We start from the raw sequence: 18971 nt of genomic DNA on the forward strand, positions 1-18971 counted from the left end.
TCTCAGGCTCACCGGACGCTGTCATGGGTGCCTCCCTGGGCAAGGTGCAAGGTGTCGTCGAGCAGCGCGGCGACCGTCCGCGAACTGCCCGTACCGAAGGGGAAGAAATGGCCGCCGTCCAGCATCCGGACGGCGAAGTCGCCGGTCACGGACCGCTGCCAGGCGCCGGCTTCGGCCGCCGGCACGCTCTCATCGCTCCGGCCCAGATAGAGCCGCAGCGGGCAGGGCAGCGGCACGGCCCACGCATCGGTGTAATCCTCGGCTGCGCGCAACTCCGTACGCAGCCGGTCCAGCACGGCATCGAGCAACTCCGGTTCGTCGAAGACCTCCTGCGGAGTGCCGCCCAACTGGCGCAGCAGCTCGCGCAGGGTGCCGTCGTCCTCCCGGCTGAACCGGCGTCGCGGCGGCGAGGATGGGGCCCGGTAGGCCATGGCGACGAGGGCCGCCAACCGGTCTGCGGCACCGGCCGCCACCAGGTGCTGCGCCGTCTCGTAGGCCAGCACGGCTCCGCGGCTGTGTCCGGCCAGTACCAATGGGCCCTGGAAGGTGAAGAGTTCGGGCAGTAACAAGCGCGCGGAATCCGCCAACGCGCCGTCGCCGACGGCGAGGTGCAGCGGCCAGGGGTCGACGACACTCAGCCGGACGTCCCGCCCGAGGTGCCCGGCCCACTCGCGGAAGTGCGCGGAGGAGCCGCCCGCCCCCGGGAACACCACCACATGGAGCCGGGCGCCGAGTGCCTCTTTGAGGCTACGGATGTACAAAGTCGCCTCGCGATTCGTCCTCATCGCCGCCGTCGGGGCGGCGTTCGGGGCCAGTCGCCGGGCCGTCCTCGGCCGTTATCCTGACCCGTCGCGGCAGCAGCCAGGCCGCCGCGAGGATGTGCCCCAATGCGCCGATGACCAGCGTCGGCCTGATGCCGATCCACTCGCCCGCGAGTCCGCCGGCCATCGCCCCCAGCGCGTATGCGCCGTACGTGATCACGTAGTTTCCCGCGTGCACCCGGCCCTGCATGCGCGCCGGCGTAACCTGCTGGCGGTAGGTAAGCTGCGTCGTGGAGAACACGATCATGCCGATCACGAAGATGCCGTGCGACGCCACCAGGTACACGCTGACCAGAGGGAGCGGGCCCTGTGCGAACGGCAGTATCAAGCAGCCGGCGGCCATCACGGCCTGGCCGGCCACCAGAGCTCCGGACACGCCCAGCCGGGCGGTGACCCGTGAGGTGAGCAAGCCGGTCGCCAGCGCTGTGCAACTGGCCGCGCTCAGCAGCAGCCCCGCCAGGAGCGGGCTGAGCCCCAGGCCATCCATGACGAACAACAGGTACAGAGACACCATCATCGCGCTGAAGAAGTTGCTGGTCGCGGCGCACAAGGTGATGGCTCGCAACTTTGCTCCGCGCAGAACGAACCTCAGCCCTTCCCAGATCTGCGGCTTCTCGTGGACCTCCGTATCGGGCACCCTTCCCGGCAGCCTCACCCGGGAGATGAAGCACGCCGACACCGCGTAGCTGACGGCATCGACGATCACCGCGAAGGGCGCGGTCAGCGCTTGTACGAGCGCGCCGGCCAGCGAGCCCCCCGAGACCTCGGCGAAGGTGGTGACCTTCTGCAGTTTGGTGTTGCCGTCCAGCAGCCTGTTGTCACGCAGCAGGTCAGGGACGTACGCCTGACCGCAGATGGCCGAGAGCACGCTGAACGTGCCGACCAGGAAGGCGATCACCACCAGGGCCGCGATGGAGAGCGCGTCGAGCACGTGCAGCACCGCGATCGCCAGCAGAAGGACCATGCGGGCGAGGTCGCAGTAGACAAGGAGCGAGCGCTTCGCGAAGCGGTCGATGAGGGTGCCGAAGTGCAGCCCGAACAACAGTGCCGGAAGGAACTGGCAGAAGAACAGGACACCCTGGTCCAGAGCGCCGGCTCCCAGGCTGAGGATGGCGATCACCGGGATCGCCATCGAGGTGATCTCACTCCCGATCAGGGATATGGACTGTCCGGTCCAGAAGCGTGCGAAGTCCGGTTCGTCACGCAGCCTGAAGGATTCGCCCTGCGCCCTCGCCATCGTCATGGCCGTCCGCCGGTACGTGCGCCACGGCGCCTGGCTGCCGTCTCCTGCATCGAGCGGCGCTGTGCCGCGGGCGAGCGGGCCGGCGGGCCGCCGGTTGCGCCCGCCCGGACGGCGAGCGCGGCGATGCTGGGATATGCGAAGAAATCGGTCAGCGGCAGGTCGATGCCGTACCGGTGGGACAGCTCCTGCTTGACCCGAACCGTCGTCAACGAGGTGGCCCCGAGGTCGAAGATGTTCTCGGTGACGCTCACCGAGGGGACGCCGAGCACGTCGCACCACACGTCGTGCAGCTCGCGTTGCAGCCCGTCAGCGAGCGGCGCGTGCCCGCCGACCACCATGTCCGGCTCCGCCAGTCGTGCCACGGCCTGGCGGTCGCTCTTACCGCTGGGCGTCCGCGGCAGGCTGGACAAGGTGAGCACACGACGCGGGACCATATGGTCAGGCAAACGGCTGCGGGCCCACTCCCGGGCCTCGCGGGTCAGGTCGCCGGGCGGTGCATCAGCCGGGTCCGGGACGACGGCCGTGACGAGCAGCCGCTCACCGGAGGCATCGGTCCTCACGGCGGTGAGGGAGTCCCCGATTCCCGCGTGCGAACGCAGCACGGCGTCTATCTCGTCCAACTCGATGCGATGTCCCCGGATCTTGACCTGGTGGTCGGCCCGGCCGAGGAACCGCAAGGTGCCGTCGGGGTTCCAGCGGGCCAGGTCGCCGGTACGGTAGGCTCGCGTCCCGTCCGGTCCGGTCGCGAAGCGGCTGGCAGCCGTCGCGGAGGAATCGGTGAAGCCGCGCGCGACGCCCGCGCCCGCGATCCACAGCTCGCCGACTGCGCCGATCGGGGCGAGGCCCCCCGCCGCATCGACGACGAATACCCGGGTGCGGTCGATGGGGCGGCCGATGGACACCGTGGCAGGGTCCGTAACCTCGGCGCGTGTCGCCCAGACCGTCGTTTCGGTGGGCCCGTACACGTTGTGCACGCGCACTCCGAGCCGCAGCAGCCGGCCGGCCAGGGCCGTAGACAGCTCCTCGCCGCCTGTCAGTACCTGTCGCAGTAGCGGCGGCCGGGTATCGGCGTGGTCGCAGTAGAGCCGCCAGGTGGTCGGGGTGGCCTGTGCGATGGTCACCTCCTGATCACAGAGCACCGCGTGCAGCCGCTCGGGGTCGCGGGCGGTGTCGGAGCCGGTCACCACGACGACTCCGCCGACCACGAGCGGCAGGAAGAGCTCCAGCCAGGCCGGGTCGAACGACATGGACGTCAGGGCGAGCATGCGGTCGCCCTCGCTCAGGCCCAGCGCGTCTGCGAATGACTCGATCTGGTTGGCCAGCCCTCCGTGCTCGATCAGGACGCCCTTGGGCTGCCCGGTCGACCCGGAGGTGTACATCGTGTACGCCAAGTCCTCCAGCCGGGCGGGCGGCAGGTCAGGGGAGGCGGAGCCGGATGGAGAGAGGTCCTCGACGAAGACGACCGCGGCGTCGGGCCCGGGTCCGGTCCAGTCGGCGAACGGAAGTGTGTCCGCGAGCTCCTTGGTCGTCAGCAGGAGGCGGCTCCCGCTGTCCTTGACCATGAACGCCAGCCTGGCCTGCGGGTAGCCCGGGTCGAGCGGCACATACGCGGCCCCGGCCGTCCACACTCCGAGCAGCGTCGAAACCATGAACCTGCTGCGCGGCAGGCACACGGCGACCTGGTCCCCGCGACCGGCACCGAGTCGCAGCAGGGCGGCTGCGACGGCGTCGGCGTGCTGCAGCAGCTCACGGTAGCTCCACGAGCCGTCGGCATCCGTGACAGCCACCCGGTGGGGGTGGGTGCGCACGTAGCGGCGGATCCGCTGGGGGAGCGGCTCGGGCGGCCCGGCGGGCTCCCGTCCGGCGCCGAGGCGTAGCAAGTCGGCCCGCTCGGCGGGACCCAGGATGTCGATCTCCGACACCCGGCGGCCGGGGTCCCTCGCCAGCTCCGCCGCGGCGGTCCGCAAGTGCTCAGCCAACCTGTGCGCTGTTCGGGCCTCGAACAGCTCGGTGGAGTAGAAGATTTCTCCGGTCAGCCTGCCGTCGGTGGCCGGAGTCAGGTTCACGGTGAGGTCGACCTGCGCCGTAGCCGTCTCCAGATCTTCCGCCACCAACCGCGTGCCGGGCAGCTCCAGTCGCCCGGCCGGGGTGTTCTGCCAGCCGAACATGACCTGGACGAGGGGATTGTGACCGAGACTGCGCTCAGGAGCGAGCTCCTCCACCAGCCGCTCGAACGGAACGTCCTGCCGGGAGAACGCCGCGATGCACCGGTCCCGTACGCGCTCCAGCAACTCCTCTGCGCAGGGGTCGCCCGTCAGGTCCCCGCGCAGTACCAGCGTGTTGGCGAAGAACCCGATGAGCTCTTCCGTCTCGCTGCGTGTGCGACCCGCCACGGGCGTGCCCACCAGCAGGTCCGATGCCCCGGACCACCGGCTGAGCACGAGAAACCAGGCGGCGAGCATGGCCATGTAGAGCGTCGCCCCAGAGCGTTGGGCGAGCCGCTCCAGTGCGGACACCGTCTCGGCAGGGATGTCGAAGCGGTGCACGGCGCCGACGAAGGACGGCACCGCTGGACGCGGCCGGTCGTACGGGAGCTCCAGCAGATGCGGCACTCCGGCCAGCTCGTCCGCATAGGCGCGAAGCTGCCGGGCAGCATCTGCGGATTCGGCCTGAGCCCGTTGCCAGATCGTGAAGTCGACATATTGGAGGGGCGGCTGGTCCAGCCCGGGTACGGTGCCGTCGAGGGCGGCCCGGTAGAACTCCGAGATCTCGGTGACGAGGACGCCCATCGACCAGCCGTCCGCGACGAGATGGTGCAGGACGAACGCCAGCACGCTCCCCTCGGTCCCGCGGATCAGGGCGACCCGGACGAGTGGCGGCCGGGACAGGTCGAATGGCTCGCACTCGAAGGCGTGGAGCGCGCGCCGGACGTCTTCGGTGTCGATGACCTCGACCGTCGGCTCCGCGGCCGGCACCACGATCTGGACGGGTGCGCCGTCAGCAGAGCCGAACGACGTGCGCAACGACTCGTGGCGCGCTACAACGGCCGTGATGGCCTGACGCAGGGCTTCGACGTCCACCGTCCCGTCCTGCACGCGGTAGCAGCGGGCGACGTTGTGCTGTGGGGTACCGGGCACCAGTTGCTCGACGAACCACAGTCGCTGCTGTGCGAACGAGGCGGGATAGGCCTCTGGGAGCGTGCTGTCGCCGGTCACCATTGCTCCTCCCTGTCCATGATCGCCGAAAACGCTTCGCCGCGCGCCATCGTGGCCACCAGGAGGTCGTTGTCCACCACCGGAGGGGAGGCGGGCGGGCGGTGGTCGAGCAGGTGCCCCATCGGGAGGTCGAGCGCACCGGGATGAAGGCCGAGGGCGGCATCGCGCAGGGCCGTCAGGTACTCCGCCAGCCGGGCGGCGGGTTCGTAGCCGGAGAGGACGAGGTCCACCCGGGCGTCGTCGCTCGGGAAGGCGTCCAAGCGCAGCCGGTGGTCCTGTCGTGCATACGCGACCGGGGCTTCGTCCACCAGCCGGAACCCGGCATCGCTCTCGCCGACATGGGCCGGCGGGGCGTTCTGGTAGACGACGTAGGAGTCGAAGAGCGCCCGACCTTCCCGCACGCCCGCCAGGTCGTCCAGGACGGGCAGAGGGATCATGTCGTGTTCCATCAGATCGAGGAGTGCTGACGACGCTCCACACAGCCAGTGCCGTACGGAGTCGCCCTCGCCGGCCGACCAGCCCACCGGCAGCGTGTTCATGAACATCCCCATGGCGTGCTCGATGCCCGGCACCTCTGCGGAGCGCCCGGAGGTCGTGACCCCGAACTGGGGCTGTCCGCGCCCGTCGAGACGCGTGTGCACCGCTCCCCACAGCCCTTGGACACCTGCGGCGGAAGTGACGCCTGCCGCCCGGCAGGCCGCGGCGAACGGCTGCATGGTGGCAGAGTCCAAGGTGGTCTGCACGACGTGGAAGTCGCGATTGGACAGCCGCTCGACGGGTGTCACCTCGAAGTGCTCCAGCGAGTCAGCCCGTGCGCGCCACCAGTCGCGCACGCCACCGGCTCGCATCTGCTCGGTGCGCCACGCCACGTAACGGCGGTAGTCGAACTCCGTGGCCGGCGGGAGAGCCCCGCCGCCGGTGCTCCCAGCCAGACGGTGGTAGGCGTCCAGGAAGCGGCCCAGGTAGATGGTGAAGCTCCAGCCGTCCAGCCGGCGGTAGTCCATGGTGATCACCCAGCACCCGTGCTCCGGTCCCAGCCGCAGGAACGCGAACCTGGTCGGGATCTCATCGGCTGGGTCGAAGCCCCGCTCGCAGTCGGCCACCAGGAAGTCCCGCAGCATGCGCTCGGCGTCGCCGCGGCCTGACCAGTCGTGCTCGATGATGGAGCCGGCCTCCGCGATGCCAGGGCGCTGGACCGGCCCGTCGGCAGTGGACACCAGCCCGGTGCGCAGGATCGCGGTGGCGGCGATCGTCTCGTACCAGGCATCGGCGGCCGCCTTCGCGTCCACGGCGCCGTGGTAGCGCAGTACGCGCTGTACGACGAAGACGCCGTCCGTGCCGCGGCCCGGGAGCCGGCGCAGCATGTGCTGCTGCAGCGGAGACGCCGGGACGAGGCCGTCCGCATGCTGCGTGGCTGGGCGAGACCCGTCAACCTCATCAGGTGAGCGGCCCTTCGTGTCCAGGAACTCTGCCAGCCGCTCCACCGTCTGATGGGCGAATATCGAGCGGATCTGCACGCTGTGGCCCGCCTGGCGCACCCGCGCGGCCACCCGGGTGCTCTTGATGCTGTCGCCTCCGAGCTCGAAGAAGTTGTCCTGCGCGTAGACCTCTGCGACGCCGAGTACCTCGCAGAAGGCGTCCGCCACCAGCCGCTCGGTGGGGGTTCGCGGCGCCGTGCGGCCAGTGGCGGCCGGCTGCGTGGCAGGTATGCGAGCCACCGCGGCGCGGTCGATCTTGCCGCTTTCGGTCGTGGGCAGTGCGGTGACGGGGATTACCGTGCTGGGGACCAGGTAGTCGGGAAGCAGGTCGCGCAGCCGATGACGCAGCAACTGGGGCAGGGCACGCAGCGCCTGTCCCGCAGCCGGGGAATTGGTGTGCGGCGGGCTGACCGGATGCCGGACGACGATGGGGGCGCTCGCCTGGTGGAACAGCGCCGCCAGGCTGCCGGGAACGCCCGACGGAGACCATGTGACCTGGGCCTCCAGACCCAGCTCCTTGGCCAGTTCGGCCAAGTCGTCGGGGTGGATTCCGCCCTTTACCGCCATCCGGGCGTTGGGGATGCCGTCCACTGCCAGCACGCGGCCGTCGGCCGCCTCCAGCGCCGCGCGCAGCCGCTCGAGCGTGCCGACGGCGGTGGACCAGTCCATGTACTCCGCAGCCTCGGCCGTCTCCTCGTGAGTGGAGAGCAGGACGTCGTAGCGGTAGGTGGTGAGCTCGTTGCCGGCCCGCCCCGGCTTCACCGTGACCCGCGCGTGCCGCAGCGGCAGCACCGTGTCGGCGAGCTCAGCGAAGTAGCCGGGGTCGATGAGCAGTTCGGTCTCCTCCGCCGCCCGGCGGCCCGCCTGCGCGGCCAGCCCCGCCGCGTCGCCGGCGGGGTCGTGGTGCCGGAGTACGGATCGGTGGAAGGCCCCGGCGAGCGCAAGGTTCCTGACATCGCCGACGAAGACGCAGCCGCCGGGGTTGAGCAGCCCGGCCGCGGAGCGCAGTACGTCGCTCAGATAGTCCTGGGCCGGGAAGTACTGCACGACCGAGTTGAGCACCACGCAGTCGAAGGAGCGGCCCTCCTCCTTCAGCACGGACAGCTCGTGGGCCGCCAGCCGACGCAGTTCGAGCCGGTCGGTGAGGCCGAGCCGTGCTGTCTCGCCGGCCAGATGCTCCAGGCCGACAGCGGAGACGTCGACGCCGAGATAGCTCTCGGCACCCGGTGCCAGGCGCAAGGCGAGCAGCCCGGTGCCGCAGCCGACCTCCAGGTAGCTGCGGGCCCCGGTGGCGCTGATCGCGTCGACTGTGGCGTTGAGCCACTCCACCATTTGCGCCTCGGGTATCGGCTCGCCGGTGTAACTGCTGTTCCAGCCCTTGAAGTTCAGCCCCGGCGAGTGCGTCGGTTCGCCCTCCTCGTATGCCCGGTCGAATACGTCGGACCAGTCGGCCACGGTGGCCGCCTCACGTCTGGCGCCCAGCCGGGCGGTGTCCGCCACCACGTAAGCCACAAGCTGACCGTCACCGGCAGCATCCGTGCGCAGCAGCACGATCGCGTCCGAGACCTCCGGCTGCCGGCGCAGGCAGGTCTCCACCTCGCCGGGTTCGACCCGGAAGCCGCGCACCTTCACTTGATCGTCAATGCGGCCGAGGAAGTCCAGCAGTCCGTCCGGGCGTCGGCGGACCAGGTCGCCGGTGCGGTAGACGCGGTCACCGGTACTGCCCGAGAAGGGGTCCGGCAGGAAGCGCTCCGCGGTGAGATCCGGCCGGCCGAGGTATCCGCGGGCGACCTGCACTCCGCCGATCCACAGCTCGCCCGGCCGGCCGACACCGACCTCATTGCCGTACTCGTCCACCACGTACGCCCGGGTGTTGGCGACCGGCCCTCCGATCGACGGCACCCCGGCAGCCGGATCCCATCGCCAGTACGTGACGTCCACCGCGCATTCGGTCGGCCCGTAGAGGTTGTCGACAGCGATCCCGCAGTCGGCGTGGACACGCTCGCACAGCTCCCAGGACAACGCCTCTCCGCTGCAGAAGATCCGGCGCAGCGCGCCGCCCGCCAGCGTCTCGGACGCCAGCAGGGTCGACAGCGCGGTGGGCACGAAGTGGAGATGAGTGATGCCGAAGTCGCGGATCTCGAAGGCCAGTTGCCGGGGCTCCCGATGTGCGTCGGGGGAGGCCAGCACGAGCGTTGCCCCGTACATCAGGGGCCAGAGGAACTCCCACACAGAGACGTCGAAGGTGTAGGTGGTCTTCTGCAGCACCCGGTCACCGGCCTGCAATCCGTACTCGCGCTGCATCCACACGAGGCGGTTGAGGATGGAGCGGTGCTCCACCATCACGCCTTTCGGCTCTCCGGTGGAGCCGGAGGTGTAGATGACGTAGGCGAGGTCGTCGGAACCGCCGTCGAGCCGTGGCCAGGACGGGTCCTGCTCTGCCAGCAGCCGCAGCGTCGCGGGGTCGTCCAGGCAGACGATGGCGATCCCGGGGTCAACGCCCGCCAACGCCGACCGGCAGCTTGTCGTGGTCAGCAGGACCTCCACGCCGCTGCCACGGACCAGCTCCGCGATGCGCCCGGCGGGCTGGCCGGGGTCGAACGGGACGTATGCTCCGCCGGCGGCGAGGACGCCGACCAAGGCGGGTACCAGCTCCGGCGAGCGGCGCAGGCAGAGACCGACGAGCCGGTCCGTTCCCACCCCGTGCCGGGAACGCAGCAGTCGCGCAATGCGCCCCGCGCGGTCGGAAAGCTCCTGATAGGTCAATTCGAGGCCGGCCACTTGCACGGCGATCCGGTCGCCATATGCTGCGGCCCCGGCGGCGATGCGATCCGTGACCCTGGTTCCTGGCCGCAGGTCGCTGTCCGTGTCGTTCCATTCGGCCAGTTGCCGTCGTTCGGGCCCGGTCAGCATCGGCGCGGTCGCGATACGCCGCCCGGGTTCCGCGACCAGTGCCCCGAGGAGGTGGAGGTAGTGATCGGCGAAGCGGGCGGCCGTCTCGTCGTCGAAGAGGTCGACGGCGTACTCGACGAAGCCGGTGTATCCCTCGTCGCGGGGGAAGAGCTCCAGCGTGAGGTCGAACTTGGTGGTGCCGGTGCTCGCGGGAAGCGGCTCCAGCCGCGCGCCGGCCAGCTCCATGGCGCTGGCCGGCGCATTCTGCAGGATGAACATCACCTGGGCGAGCGGGTTGTGGGACAGCACACGCTCCGGAGACAGCTCTTCGACCAGCCGCTCGAACGGGTACTCCTGGTGGGAAAGGGAGTCGAGCCAGGTTCGCCGCACCCGATCGATCATTTCCGCGAAGGTGGGATCGCTTGAGAGGTCTGCCGGCAGCACCAGCGTGTTCACGAAGAACCCGACGACCGATTCGCACTCCACCCGGGGCCGGTTGGCCACGGGGGTGGCGCAGGTGAACCGGGAACGTCCGCTCCACCTGTGCAGCAGAACGTCGAACGCGGCCAGCAGCACCATGTACGGCGTTGCGGCGTGCTCGCGGGCCAGCCCTTCTACCGCGCGGCGCAGGGCCGCAGGCACCTCGAACCTACGCCGGCCGCCCCTGAAGCTCTGCACTGCGGGGCGCGGCCGGTCCGCGGGTAGCTCAAGGACCTCGGAGCTGCCCGACACGGCGTCCTTCCAGTATTGGGCGTGCGCTCGGTACCCCTCGGTGTCCTCCTGGTCCCGCTGCCAGAGCGAGTAGTCGAGGTACGTGATCGGAACCGGGGGAAGCTGGGCGGGCGTCCCGGCGGCGAACTCGCTGTACAGAGCGGTGAACTCGCGTATGAAGACGCTCAGCGACCAGCCGTCCGCGACGATGTGGTGGATGACGATCGCGAGCACGGACTCGGCCGGGCCGGTGCGGATCAGCAGGACCCGCAACAGTTGGCCGCAGGAAAGGTCGAACGGCTCGCGGAAGAAGTCGGCCAGCAGCCCGTCGACGGCTGTGTCCGAAGCCGTTTCGGTGCGCACGTCCGTGATGGCTTCGGAGGTGGGGACGATGATCTGGACCGGTTCGCCGTCCACGCTCTCGAACCGGGTGCGCAGCGCGGGATGCCGATCGACCAGGCTGTGAACGGTGCGCTGCAGTGCCGACGGGGACACGTCTCCGGTGACGCGATAGCTGCCGGCGATGTGGTAGGCGCTGCTGTCCGGAAGGAACGAGCTGAGGAACCAGATCCGCCGTTGCCCTGCTGACATCGGCGCGTGGGTTCGACCCGTCCGCGGGATCGCCGACGTGGAGTGCCCTGCCCCACGGCCCCGGCGCAGTGCGGCCAGCCGTTCTCGCTGCTCGTCTGTGAGCGAGCGTGCGTGGTGTTCGTAGGACATGCCGAGGACCTTTTCCATTCATGTGCCGATTGACGGTTCGCTTCGTTCCTGATCGTGTGAATGCCGGCCCGGTGCCGGTCAGCGGCCGGTGACGACCGCGACGAGTAGCTCGTCGACCGCCCGGGCGAGCGCGCGCGGGGTTGTCGCCGTCAGCGGGAGGTGGACGGGGATGTCGACGTCGAACATGGGCCTCAGGCGCGCGACGAGCTGGGCGGCGGCGATCGAGTCACCGCCCGCGGTGAAGAAATCCTCGTCCGGCTCCGGTCGGGCGCCCAGAATCTGCTCCCACCAGTCGCGGACGGCTTCCAGGAGCTCGGCGATCTCGCCGTCCTGTGCGTCGGCGGCCGGCTCGGGTTCCGTTCGCGGCCGCGGCCTGGTGCCGTACGGGTCGATGCCGCGCCTCAGGTCCTCCAGAGCCGGGTGAAGCACGGGTGCGGTGAGGAACGTCCGCGGCGGAGCCTCGATGCGCAGCCCGCGGTCGGCAGCGCTGTAGGCGGTCCAGTCGACTGCGCATCCGCGCCGCCACAACTCGCCGACGGCCCGCGGTACGAGTGCCGCCGGGTGGTCCGCGGGCTCCTCCGGGAGCACCGGTACGCAGTTCTCGGCGGGAACTCCGCCTTGCCGGGCCGCCCGCAGGAGCCCCGAGCCCAGGCTCAGCTGCACATAGAGAGCCGCGGGATACGCACCCGCCACAGTGCGCAAGGCCCGCGCGAACTCAACGGGTTCGCGCAACTGGGCGCCCCAGTACCCCGGGTCGGTGGCCTCTTCTGGGCGCAGCCACTCGCCGCTGCGGCACGAGATCAGCGGGATGCGGGGAGCATGCAGCACCCGCGCGGGCAGTCGCGCGGCGAAGTGGGCGGCGGCGGGTGCCATGCCCGGGTGGTGGAACGCGTGGGACGTGTCCAGGGGCCGGTATGTCAGCCCTCGGTGGTCGAGCCATGCCAGCAGACGGCTTGCCGCCTCGGGTCCGTACGAGATCGCGGTGGACGTGGGCGAGTTGACGACGGACACGCGCACATCTTCCGGCAGATCGCGCAGCAGCTCCTGACCCGCCCTCACGAGGAGCATCGAGCCCGCGGGCATCGCGGCCATGGCCTCGGCCCGGCGGCAGATCGCCTCGGTCGCATCGGCGAAGGTGAGTACCCCCGCGAGGCAGGCCCCGGTGAGCTCGCCGACGCTGTGCCCCGCGATCGCGTCGGGGTGCACGCCGGCGGCCGCGAGTGCGGCGTGGACGCCGGAGGCCAGCAAGTGCAGTACCGGCTGCGCGACGCGGGTGTCCGGCGTGAGCCGTCCCTCGGTGAACGCCGACCGGACCTGATCGGCCGTCCTTCCGCCCGCCGCTTCCGCGACGACGTCCATCCCCTCGTCGACGATCCCGGTGAATGCGGGGTCGGCCCCGTAGAGCTGCCGGGCGGCTCCATCCTTCAGCACGCCTTGCCCGGGCAGCAGATAGACCACGGCCGGCGTGGTGGCAGGCGCGGTCGCGAACGACTCGGGGCCGGGCCAGGCCGACTGGGGGACCTCGCCCTCGGTGGGCACCACGGCCACAGCGCGGACCGCGAGCGCGGGCCGTCCCGTGCGCAGGGTGTGTCCCAGGTCATGGCGCTGCTCGGGCCCTCCCGCGGTTGCGGCCTCCGCGAATGCGGTGGAGGTCTCGGCGAGCCGCTCCGGGTCGTCCGCCGACAACGGCAGCAACTGCCAGGCGCGGCGCTTCCCGCGGACGGGAGATCCTCCGGCCGGAGGGTCACCGATGATCAGGTGGGCGTTGGTGCCGCCCAGGCCGAAATTGCTGACGGCGGCGTAGCGCGGCTCCGCACCCCGCGGCCAGGGCTGGCACTCGGCGGAGAGCCTGAACGGTGATCCGCCCAGATCGATCGCTGCCGCGCCCTCCACGATGGGCAGGTTGGGCGGGATACGCTCGTGCCGCAGGGCCAGCAGGCAGGCGATGGCGCCTGCGGCGCCTGAAGCGGCCGTCAGATGACCGACATTTGCCTTGATGGCGGACAGCCGGATGTCGCCGCGCGTGGCGCCTGCCTCTCGGAAGGCCAGAGTGGCGGCTTCGATCTCCAGGGGGTCGCCCACGGCCGTCCCCGTGCCGTGCGTCTCGAACATGCCGATACGATCGGCCCTCAGCCCGGCCACATCGAGTGCCTCGGCGATGAGGGCGGACTGCCCGCTCACGCTCGGCGCGGTGTAGCCGGCACGGTCCCTGCCGTCGCTGTTCACGACGGTGGCCGCGATCACGCCCAGGATCGGGTCGCCGTCATCGACGGCGGCGTCCAACCGCTTCAAGAACAGCGCCGCTATCCCGTTCCCGTCCACGGTGCCGTCCGCTCCAACGGTGAACGGCTCGCAGCGTCCCCGCGGCGAGAACACGCCCCCCTCGGAGTAGAAGTACCCGGCGTCCTCCAGATCGATGGCGGTCCCGCCGGCGACCGCCGCATCGCATTCGCCTGCCAAGATGGCCTGGCTCGCGAGGTGGATGGCAACCCCTGAGGTGGAGCAGGCGGTCTGCACGCTGATCGCAGGACCGGTGAGCCCGAAGCAGTACGCGATCCGCGTGGCGAGGAAATCGGCGTTGTTCCCGGTGACCAGCCACGTCTCGTCCAGCACACTGTCGGTGTGCCTGAGCCGGCCGCGAAGCATCGGACCGTGGTCACCGATCCGCGTGCCGACGTACAGGCCCACTTGCCCCCGCAGGTCCGCGATGTGGTGACCGGCGCTTTCCACGGCGCGGTAGCACGCCTGCAGCATGGCCCGATGCTGCGGATCGGTCAGTGCGGCCTCGCCGGCGCTGAATCCGAAAGCGGCGGCGTCGAACGCGAGGGGATCGGCCAACGGGTAGGCGACGGGAACGTACTGGGGATGGGTGTAGGTGCGATACGGAACGCCGCGTCGGGCCAGCTCCGCCCGGTCCAGCTCACGCCGCCCGCTGCGGCCCTCGGCAAGCAGCCGCCAGAACGCGGCCGGATCGGCCGCCCCGGCTGTGCGGATGGACATACCCACGATCGCGACCTGATCAGTCATCGGCAGGCCCGCTTCACGGCCAGGGCGGCCGCGACCACCAGCTCCACCAGTTCTTCGTGCCTGCCAACGGTCCCCCGCAGCACCGCGAGCTGCTGGAGGGAGCCGAGCCGCCAGCTAATGCGCTGTCCATCGCGCACGCGCGTCTCCACCCACTCCACGGCGGGCAACTCCGCGAGCGCCTCGAGTGGAGCGATGGACACGATCTCGCTGCTGTCCTGAGGACACACCACGAAGTACTGGAACACGACGCGCTCCGGTGCCGCGCCGGAAGGTAACTCCGCGGGCCGGCCCAGCGCCACCGACATCGCGGCGCGCACCATGTCGACGCCCGTGGCGCGCAACGTGAGCTCGCCGACCCAACCCCCCAGGCGCCCGTTGACCTCGATGATCCGCGGCCCCTGCGGGGTCAGCTTGACCTCCGTATGGCACAGGGAGTCACGCACGCCCAGCGCCGTGATGGCCGCATGGGCGAGAGCGGTGATCTGCTCGGCCTCCGAGGGCGTCACCATGGCGGGAATCGCCTTGCCGGTCTCCCGGAACGGTGCGGCCAGGGGGAAACTCCCGGTGATCCCGAACGTCGAGATCTCCCCGGCTTGGACAACCGACTCGACGGACACATAGTCGCCGAGCGGCGGTCGTGCCGGCCCATCGAGCAGCAGCTCTTCCAGGACGAACGGACGGTCGGGCCCGACCGCGAAGCGCCGCGCCACCGCCATGCCCTCCCCGGCCGACTCCACCCTGCAAGTGTCGACGCTCGCCGCGCCATGCCGTGGCTTGAGCACGGCAGGAAAGCCGACCAGCTCGCCGGCCGCCGCCACGTCCTCCGGCCCGTACAGAGGCACGCAGGCCGTCGACTGCACTCCCCGCTCCGCCAGCACCTCGCGCTGCCGGAACTTGTCGGTGAGGTCACGGGCGACCGCCTCATCGTGCCCAGGCGTTCCGCAGGCCCGAGCCAGGGCGGCCGCTCCGACGATCTGGTGCTCGGCGCAGGTCATCACACCCGAAGGGCGGAGCGCGACGACTTCCTCGCAGACCTGCTGCCACGGCAGACCGGTGATGTCCACGACCTCAGCCAGGTCTCGCATCAGCGGCAGCTGTTCCGCCACGTGCGGCAGCGAACGGTCCGCGAGGAAGACCAGCTCGCACAGCCCGCGGGCGGACGCGGCGATCTGCATTGCGGACGCGCTTCCCACATCGTGCAGGACGGCAAGCAGCGGGGCCGGGGTTTCGGCGGCATGGTCCATCGGACCCCCTTGGCAGTGTGGTCAGCGAACGCGGACGGCCTGCCCTGAAGCCTGGCACCGGCCCGTTCGGCTACCGTATGGAATCCGCATGGGCGACGAGAAGCGGGCATGCCGACTCCTGGCCCGCGCCTACTCCCATTTCAGCGAACAGGCCATGGGCGCGCCGCAGCAGCCAAGTAGCCGCGGAACCGCCCATGGTCGCCGCCCGGAGCCGTCCGAGGGTGAGGAGCACCCTGGCCTGGACCAACCGCTCCCCCGACTGCCCACTGCGCAGCAGGGCACGGTCACACTCGGTCTCGGAGGCGGCGTGCTCCCCGAGGGCCAGCAGCGCGACCGCCAGTACGCCGTGCGCCCGGGCGAGCACTACCGGTGCCTTCTCCTGCGCCAGTAGCACTGCGCGCTCCGCATCCGCACGCGCGTGCGACAGCCTCTCTGCGGCGCAGGAGATCTCCGCTCTCGCGGTCAGCGCCTCCACCAGTCCCTCCGCGTAGCCCGTACGCTCGGCGATCTCTACAGCGATCCGGACGTGCTCCGCGGCGTCGGCGGTCCGGCCGAGGCCGAGTTCGGCGCGAGAGCGCCACGCCAGGGCGTCTACCTGGCAGTTCTGGTGCTCGACTCGGGCGGCGATGCTCAGTGCCTGCTCCTGGACCGCGATGGCCTCCGTATAGCGGCCGGCGTCGCAGTGCACGCGGCCGAGATACTCGAGTGACATTCCCTCCGCGAAGGCGGAGCCTGCCTCCACGGCGCACCTGACCGCCCGGCGCAGCACAAGCCGGGCATTGCCGAGTCTTCCCTGCTTCTGACGTATGAGGCCGAGGTTGCTGCACGCGAGAGCCTCCAGGTGTTTGGCCTTCGCCGACACCGCCAGCGGAATCGCCCGCTGGAGCGCCTTCTCGGCACGGGGCAGCCGGGCGAGGGTGAGCTCGGCGGAGGCGACGTTGTTCAGGCATTGCGCCTGGCCGTACGCGCTGCCCAACTCCTGGTGGATCTCTGCTGCGGTGGCGTACAGTCCGACCGCCTTCCCGGGGTCGCCCAGTTGCTTGACGGCCACTCCGCAACCCACCAGCGCGTATGCCTCGCCCAGCCGCCAGCCCGCCCCGCGGGCCAGATGGAGCGCCCGCTCGTACGCTTCCAGCGCCCCGCGCAGATCAGTCAGACGCCAGCGGACATGCCCCGTGGAGAGGAGCATCGCCGCCTCGCCCTGCCCGTCTTGCTCCTTCTCGGCGGCCCCCAGCGCGAGGCCCACCAGCCGCAGCCATTCGGACAGGGACCGGCGGTGGTGGAGCAGATCCTGCAGCGCGTCCACGATCAGCCACGCGTAGCGCCGGGGACCGTGCTCGGCCACATGGGCCAGCAGGCCGACGAGGTTGTCCCACTCGGTGTCCAGCCAGGCCTGTGCGGCTGGGGCTCCGTCGAACTCCTCGGGGTACACACCGGGGGCCGGCGGTTCATCGGGCAGGATCGTGTCGCGGAGCCCGTGTGCCCGCGCCACTGCCCGCACGGAGTGGAGGCTGTAGTCGAGCAGTCGCCGCACGGCGTTCGCCCGGTCATCCGCGGTCTCCTCCGCCCGGGCGCGCTCGGCGGCGTAGTCCAGGACAAGGCCGTGGACGCCGTAGTCGAGCTCGGTGCCGCCGCTGACGAGGTGTACCCGCGCTGTGGAGTCGAGCAGATCCTGGGCCTCCGGAAGCGGCAGGCCGGCCAGTGCGGCCGCGGCCGCCACGGAGATCCGTCTGGCCGGTACGAGGCCGAGCAGCCGGAACATCCGGCGGTCCGCCGGCTGAAGTGACAGATAGGACAGGTCGAGAGCGGCCCGCACTGCCGTGTGCGGCTCACCCGCCAGTTGCAGGCGCGTCAGTCTCCCGCGCCGGGAGAATTCCTCGACTATGTGGCGGACTGGCCGACCGCCCTGCTCGGCGATGCGAGCGCCGGCTATGCACAGGGCCAGGGGCAGGTAGCCGCACAACTCGGCCAGCCGTTCGGCGGCGCCGTCCTCGTCCAAGATCTGGCGACCGCCCACCTGCTGCAGCAAGGCCAGCGCATCGTCGCGCCGCATCACATCGATAGTCAGACGGCGCGCACCGTCGAAGGCCACCAAGCCGCCGAGCCGGTCCCTGCTGGTGATGAGGACGAGACAGCCGGAGCCGCCGGGCAGCAACGGCCGCACTTGGGCAGGTTCGGAGACGTCGTCGAAGACCAGCAGGCAGCGCCGGTCAGCGAGCAGCGAGCGGTACAGTGCCGCCTGGGCGTCGACGCCGACGGGGATGGTCCGCGACGACTGGCCGAGTGCCTGCAGCAGCAGCGGCAAGGCCTCGTCCGGTCCCATGGGTTCGGCTGTGTCGAAGCCGCGCATCCCGAGGAAGAGCTGCCCGTCGGGGAACCGGTGGGCGGCCCGATGGGCCCAGTGGAGGGACAGGGCGGACTTGCCCACGCCGGCGGGGCCGGCGACAACGATCAACCGTTCTGCACGGGCGTCGAGTTCGTCGATCTGGGAGAGCGCGGACTCCCTGCCGACGAACCGCCGAATGCCGGCCGGCAACTGCCTCGGGACATCTGGCGTCGGCGCCGGACCGACGGAGGGAGTCGGAGCGCCGTCCAGCAGTTCCTGGTGCAGACGCTGCAGCTCGGGCGTGGGCTCGACGCCCAGCTCGTCGACGAGTCGCCGCCGGTAGCCGCGGAACACCTCCAGCGCCTCGGGTATCCGGCCGGTCGCACGCAGAGCGCGCATGAGCTGGCCCCTGGGGCGCTCGCGGAGATCGTAACCGTCCATGCGGCCGCGTAGCTCGGCTACGGTCTCCTCGTAGCGCCCCAGTGCCAGCCTGGCGTCGTTCCTGGTCTCGAACGCGGTCAGTCTGAGCTCATCGAGCCGGGCCGCCTCCTGGAGGGCCAGGAGTCCCGGCGCGTCCGCAAAGGGTTCTCCCCGCCACAGTCCCAACGCCCGGTCGCAGAGCTCGATCACCTCGTCGTACCGGTCGAGCTCCGCCGCCCTGATCGCTTCGGTCACCTGATGCTCGAAGAGCGAGGTATCCACGGTCACACCGTCGACCTGGAGGAGATAGCCGGGCTGCCGGGTGATCAACAGCCGGGGACCGGCGTCGCCGCAGGATCGGCGCAGCTCTGCGATCAGCGCGCGCACGCGGGCCCTGGCACTGCTCGGCGGCCTGCCCTCCCAAAGGCGGTCTGCGATCTGCTCGGCAGGTACCATGCGTCCCGCCTCGAGTAACAGGATGGAGAGCAGGGCACGCTGCTTCCCGGTCAGGGCAACGGGGGCGCCGTTCACGACGAGCTCCGTGGATCCCAACAGGTGTAGCTCGATGTGCATTGATCCCATGGGATGACCGTAATTGAACGAGCGGTTGCTGGCGTGGGCCGAGGCGCTATTCCGTTGCCTTCGGGCGTGGCCGCCGTATAGGGGTGGCCAGGGCAGCGCCCTCGGCCAGCCTACTGGCTGCTTCGTGATGCCAGGGCTCGAGCGCGCTCGGCTAATGAGATATGTGGGTGCCCGAAACTCGGCCGTTGGGGCTGACCTGGGGTTCGGAGTTCCGGTTGCTGACAGGGATGATCGCTCTTCATGGCGCTGCGGGTGTTTTTTCGATGTTCTTCTTTCAGGGGGAGAGGTTGCC

General features: G+C 70.5%; 7 protein-coding genes. All 7 read right to left on the reverse strand.

The annotated features are described in order from the left end of the window. Positions 1-8 precede the first annotated feature (8 nt). Complete coding sequence (locus ABGA98_RS24260) at positions 9-761, reverse strand: alpha/beta fold hydrolase (protein ID WP_347620681.1); 753 nt, start codon at positions 759-761, stop codon at positions 9-11. Beyond that, positions 748-2064: an MFS transporter gene (locus ABGA98_RS24265; protein WP_347620682.1), complete on the reverse strand. Its 1317-nt coding sequence runs from the start codon at positions 2062-2064 to the stop codon at positions 748-750. Before ABGA98_RS24265 ends, ABGA98_RS24260 begins: the two co-directional genes overlap by 14 nt. Further along, on the reverse strand, positions 2061-5282 hold the full coding sequence (locus ABGA98_RS24270; RefSeq protein WP_347620683.1) for an amino acid adenylation domain-containing protein: 3222 nt from the start codon (positions 5280-5282) through the stop codon (positions 2061-2063). Before ABGA98_RS24270 ends, ABGA98_RS24265 begins: the two co-directional genes overlap by 4 nt. Then, positions 5276-10951, reverse strand: a complete 5676-nt coding sequence (locus ABGA98_RS24275; protein WP_347620684.1) for an amino acid adenylation domain-containing protein — start codon at positions 10949-10951, stop codon at positions 5276-5278. Before ABGA98_RS24275 ends, ABGA98_RS24270 begins: the two co-directional genes overlap by 7 nt. A 207-nt stretch (positions 10952-11158) precedes the next feature. Beyond that, on the reverse strand, positions 11159-14107 hold the full coding sequence (locus tag ABGA98_RS24280) for a type I polyketide synthase (RefSeq protein WP_347620685.1): 2949 nt from the start codon (positions 14105-14107) through the stop codon (positions 11159-11161). Next, positions 14104-15351 (reverse strand): hypothetical protein, encoded by a 1248-nt coding sequence (locus tag ABGA98_RS24285; RefSeq protein ID WP_347620686.1) that lies wholly within the window; start codon positions 15349-15351, stop codon positions 14104-14106. The genes ABGA98_RS24280 and ABGA98_RS24285 overlap by 4 nt, the downstream gene beginning before the upstream one ends. Before the next feature lie 70 nt (positions 15352-15421). Next, entirely contained in the window at positions 15422-18670 is a 3249-nt protein-coding gene (locus tag ABGA98_RS24290; RefSeq protein WP_347620687.1) for a BTAD domain-containing putative transcriptional regulator, read from the reverse strand. Positions 18671-18971 lie beyond the last annotated feature (301 nt).

The organism is Nonomuraea sp. B1E8 (genome assembly GCF_039871515.1).
Lineage (GTDB): Bacteria > Actinomycetota > Actinomycetes > Streptosporangiales > Streptosporangiaceae > Nonomuraea.

Bases quoted from the DNA above. Each gene is read 5' to 3' on its own strand.
- ABGA98_RS24265 (WP_347620682.1), bottom strand. From the start codon at position 2,064: ATGACGATGGCGAGGGCGCAGGGCGAATCCTTCAGGCTGCGTGACGAA.
- ABGA98_RS24280 (WP_347620685.1), bottom strand. From the start codon at position 14,107: ATGACTGATCAGGTCGCGATCGTGGGTATGTCCATCCGCACAGCCGGG.
- ABGA98_RS24275 (WP_347620684.1), bottom strand. From the start codon at position 10,951: ATGTCAGCAGGGCAACGGCGGATCTGGTTCCTCAGCTCGTTCCTTCCG.
- ABGA98_RS24290 (WP_347620687.1), bottom strand. From the start codon at position 18,670: ATGCACATCGAGCTACACCTGTTGGGATCCACGGAGCTCGTCGTGAAC.
- ABGA98_RS24285 (WP_347620686.1), bottom strand. From the start codon at position 15,351: ATGGACCATGCCGCCGAAACCCCGGCCCCGCTGCTTGCCGTCCTGCAC.
- ABGA98_RS24270 (WP_347620683.1), bottom strand. From the start codon at position 5,282: ATGGTGACCGGCGACAGCACGCTCCCAGAGGCCTATCCCGCCTCGTTC.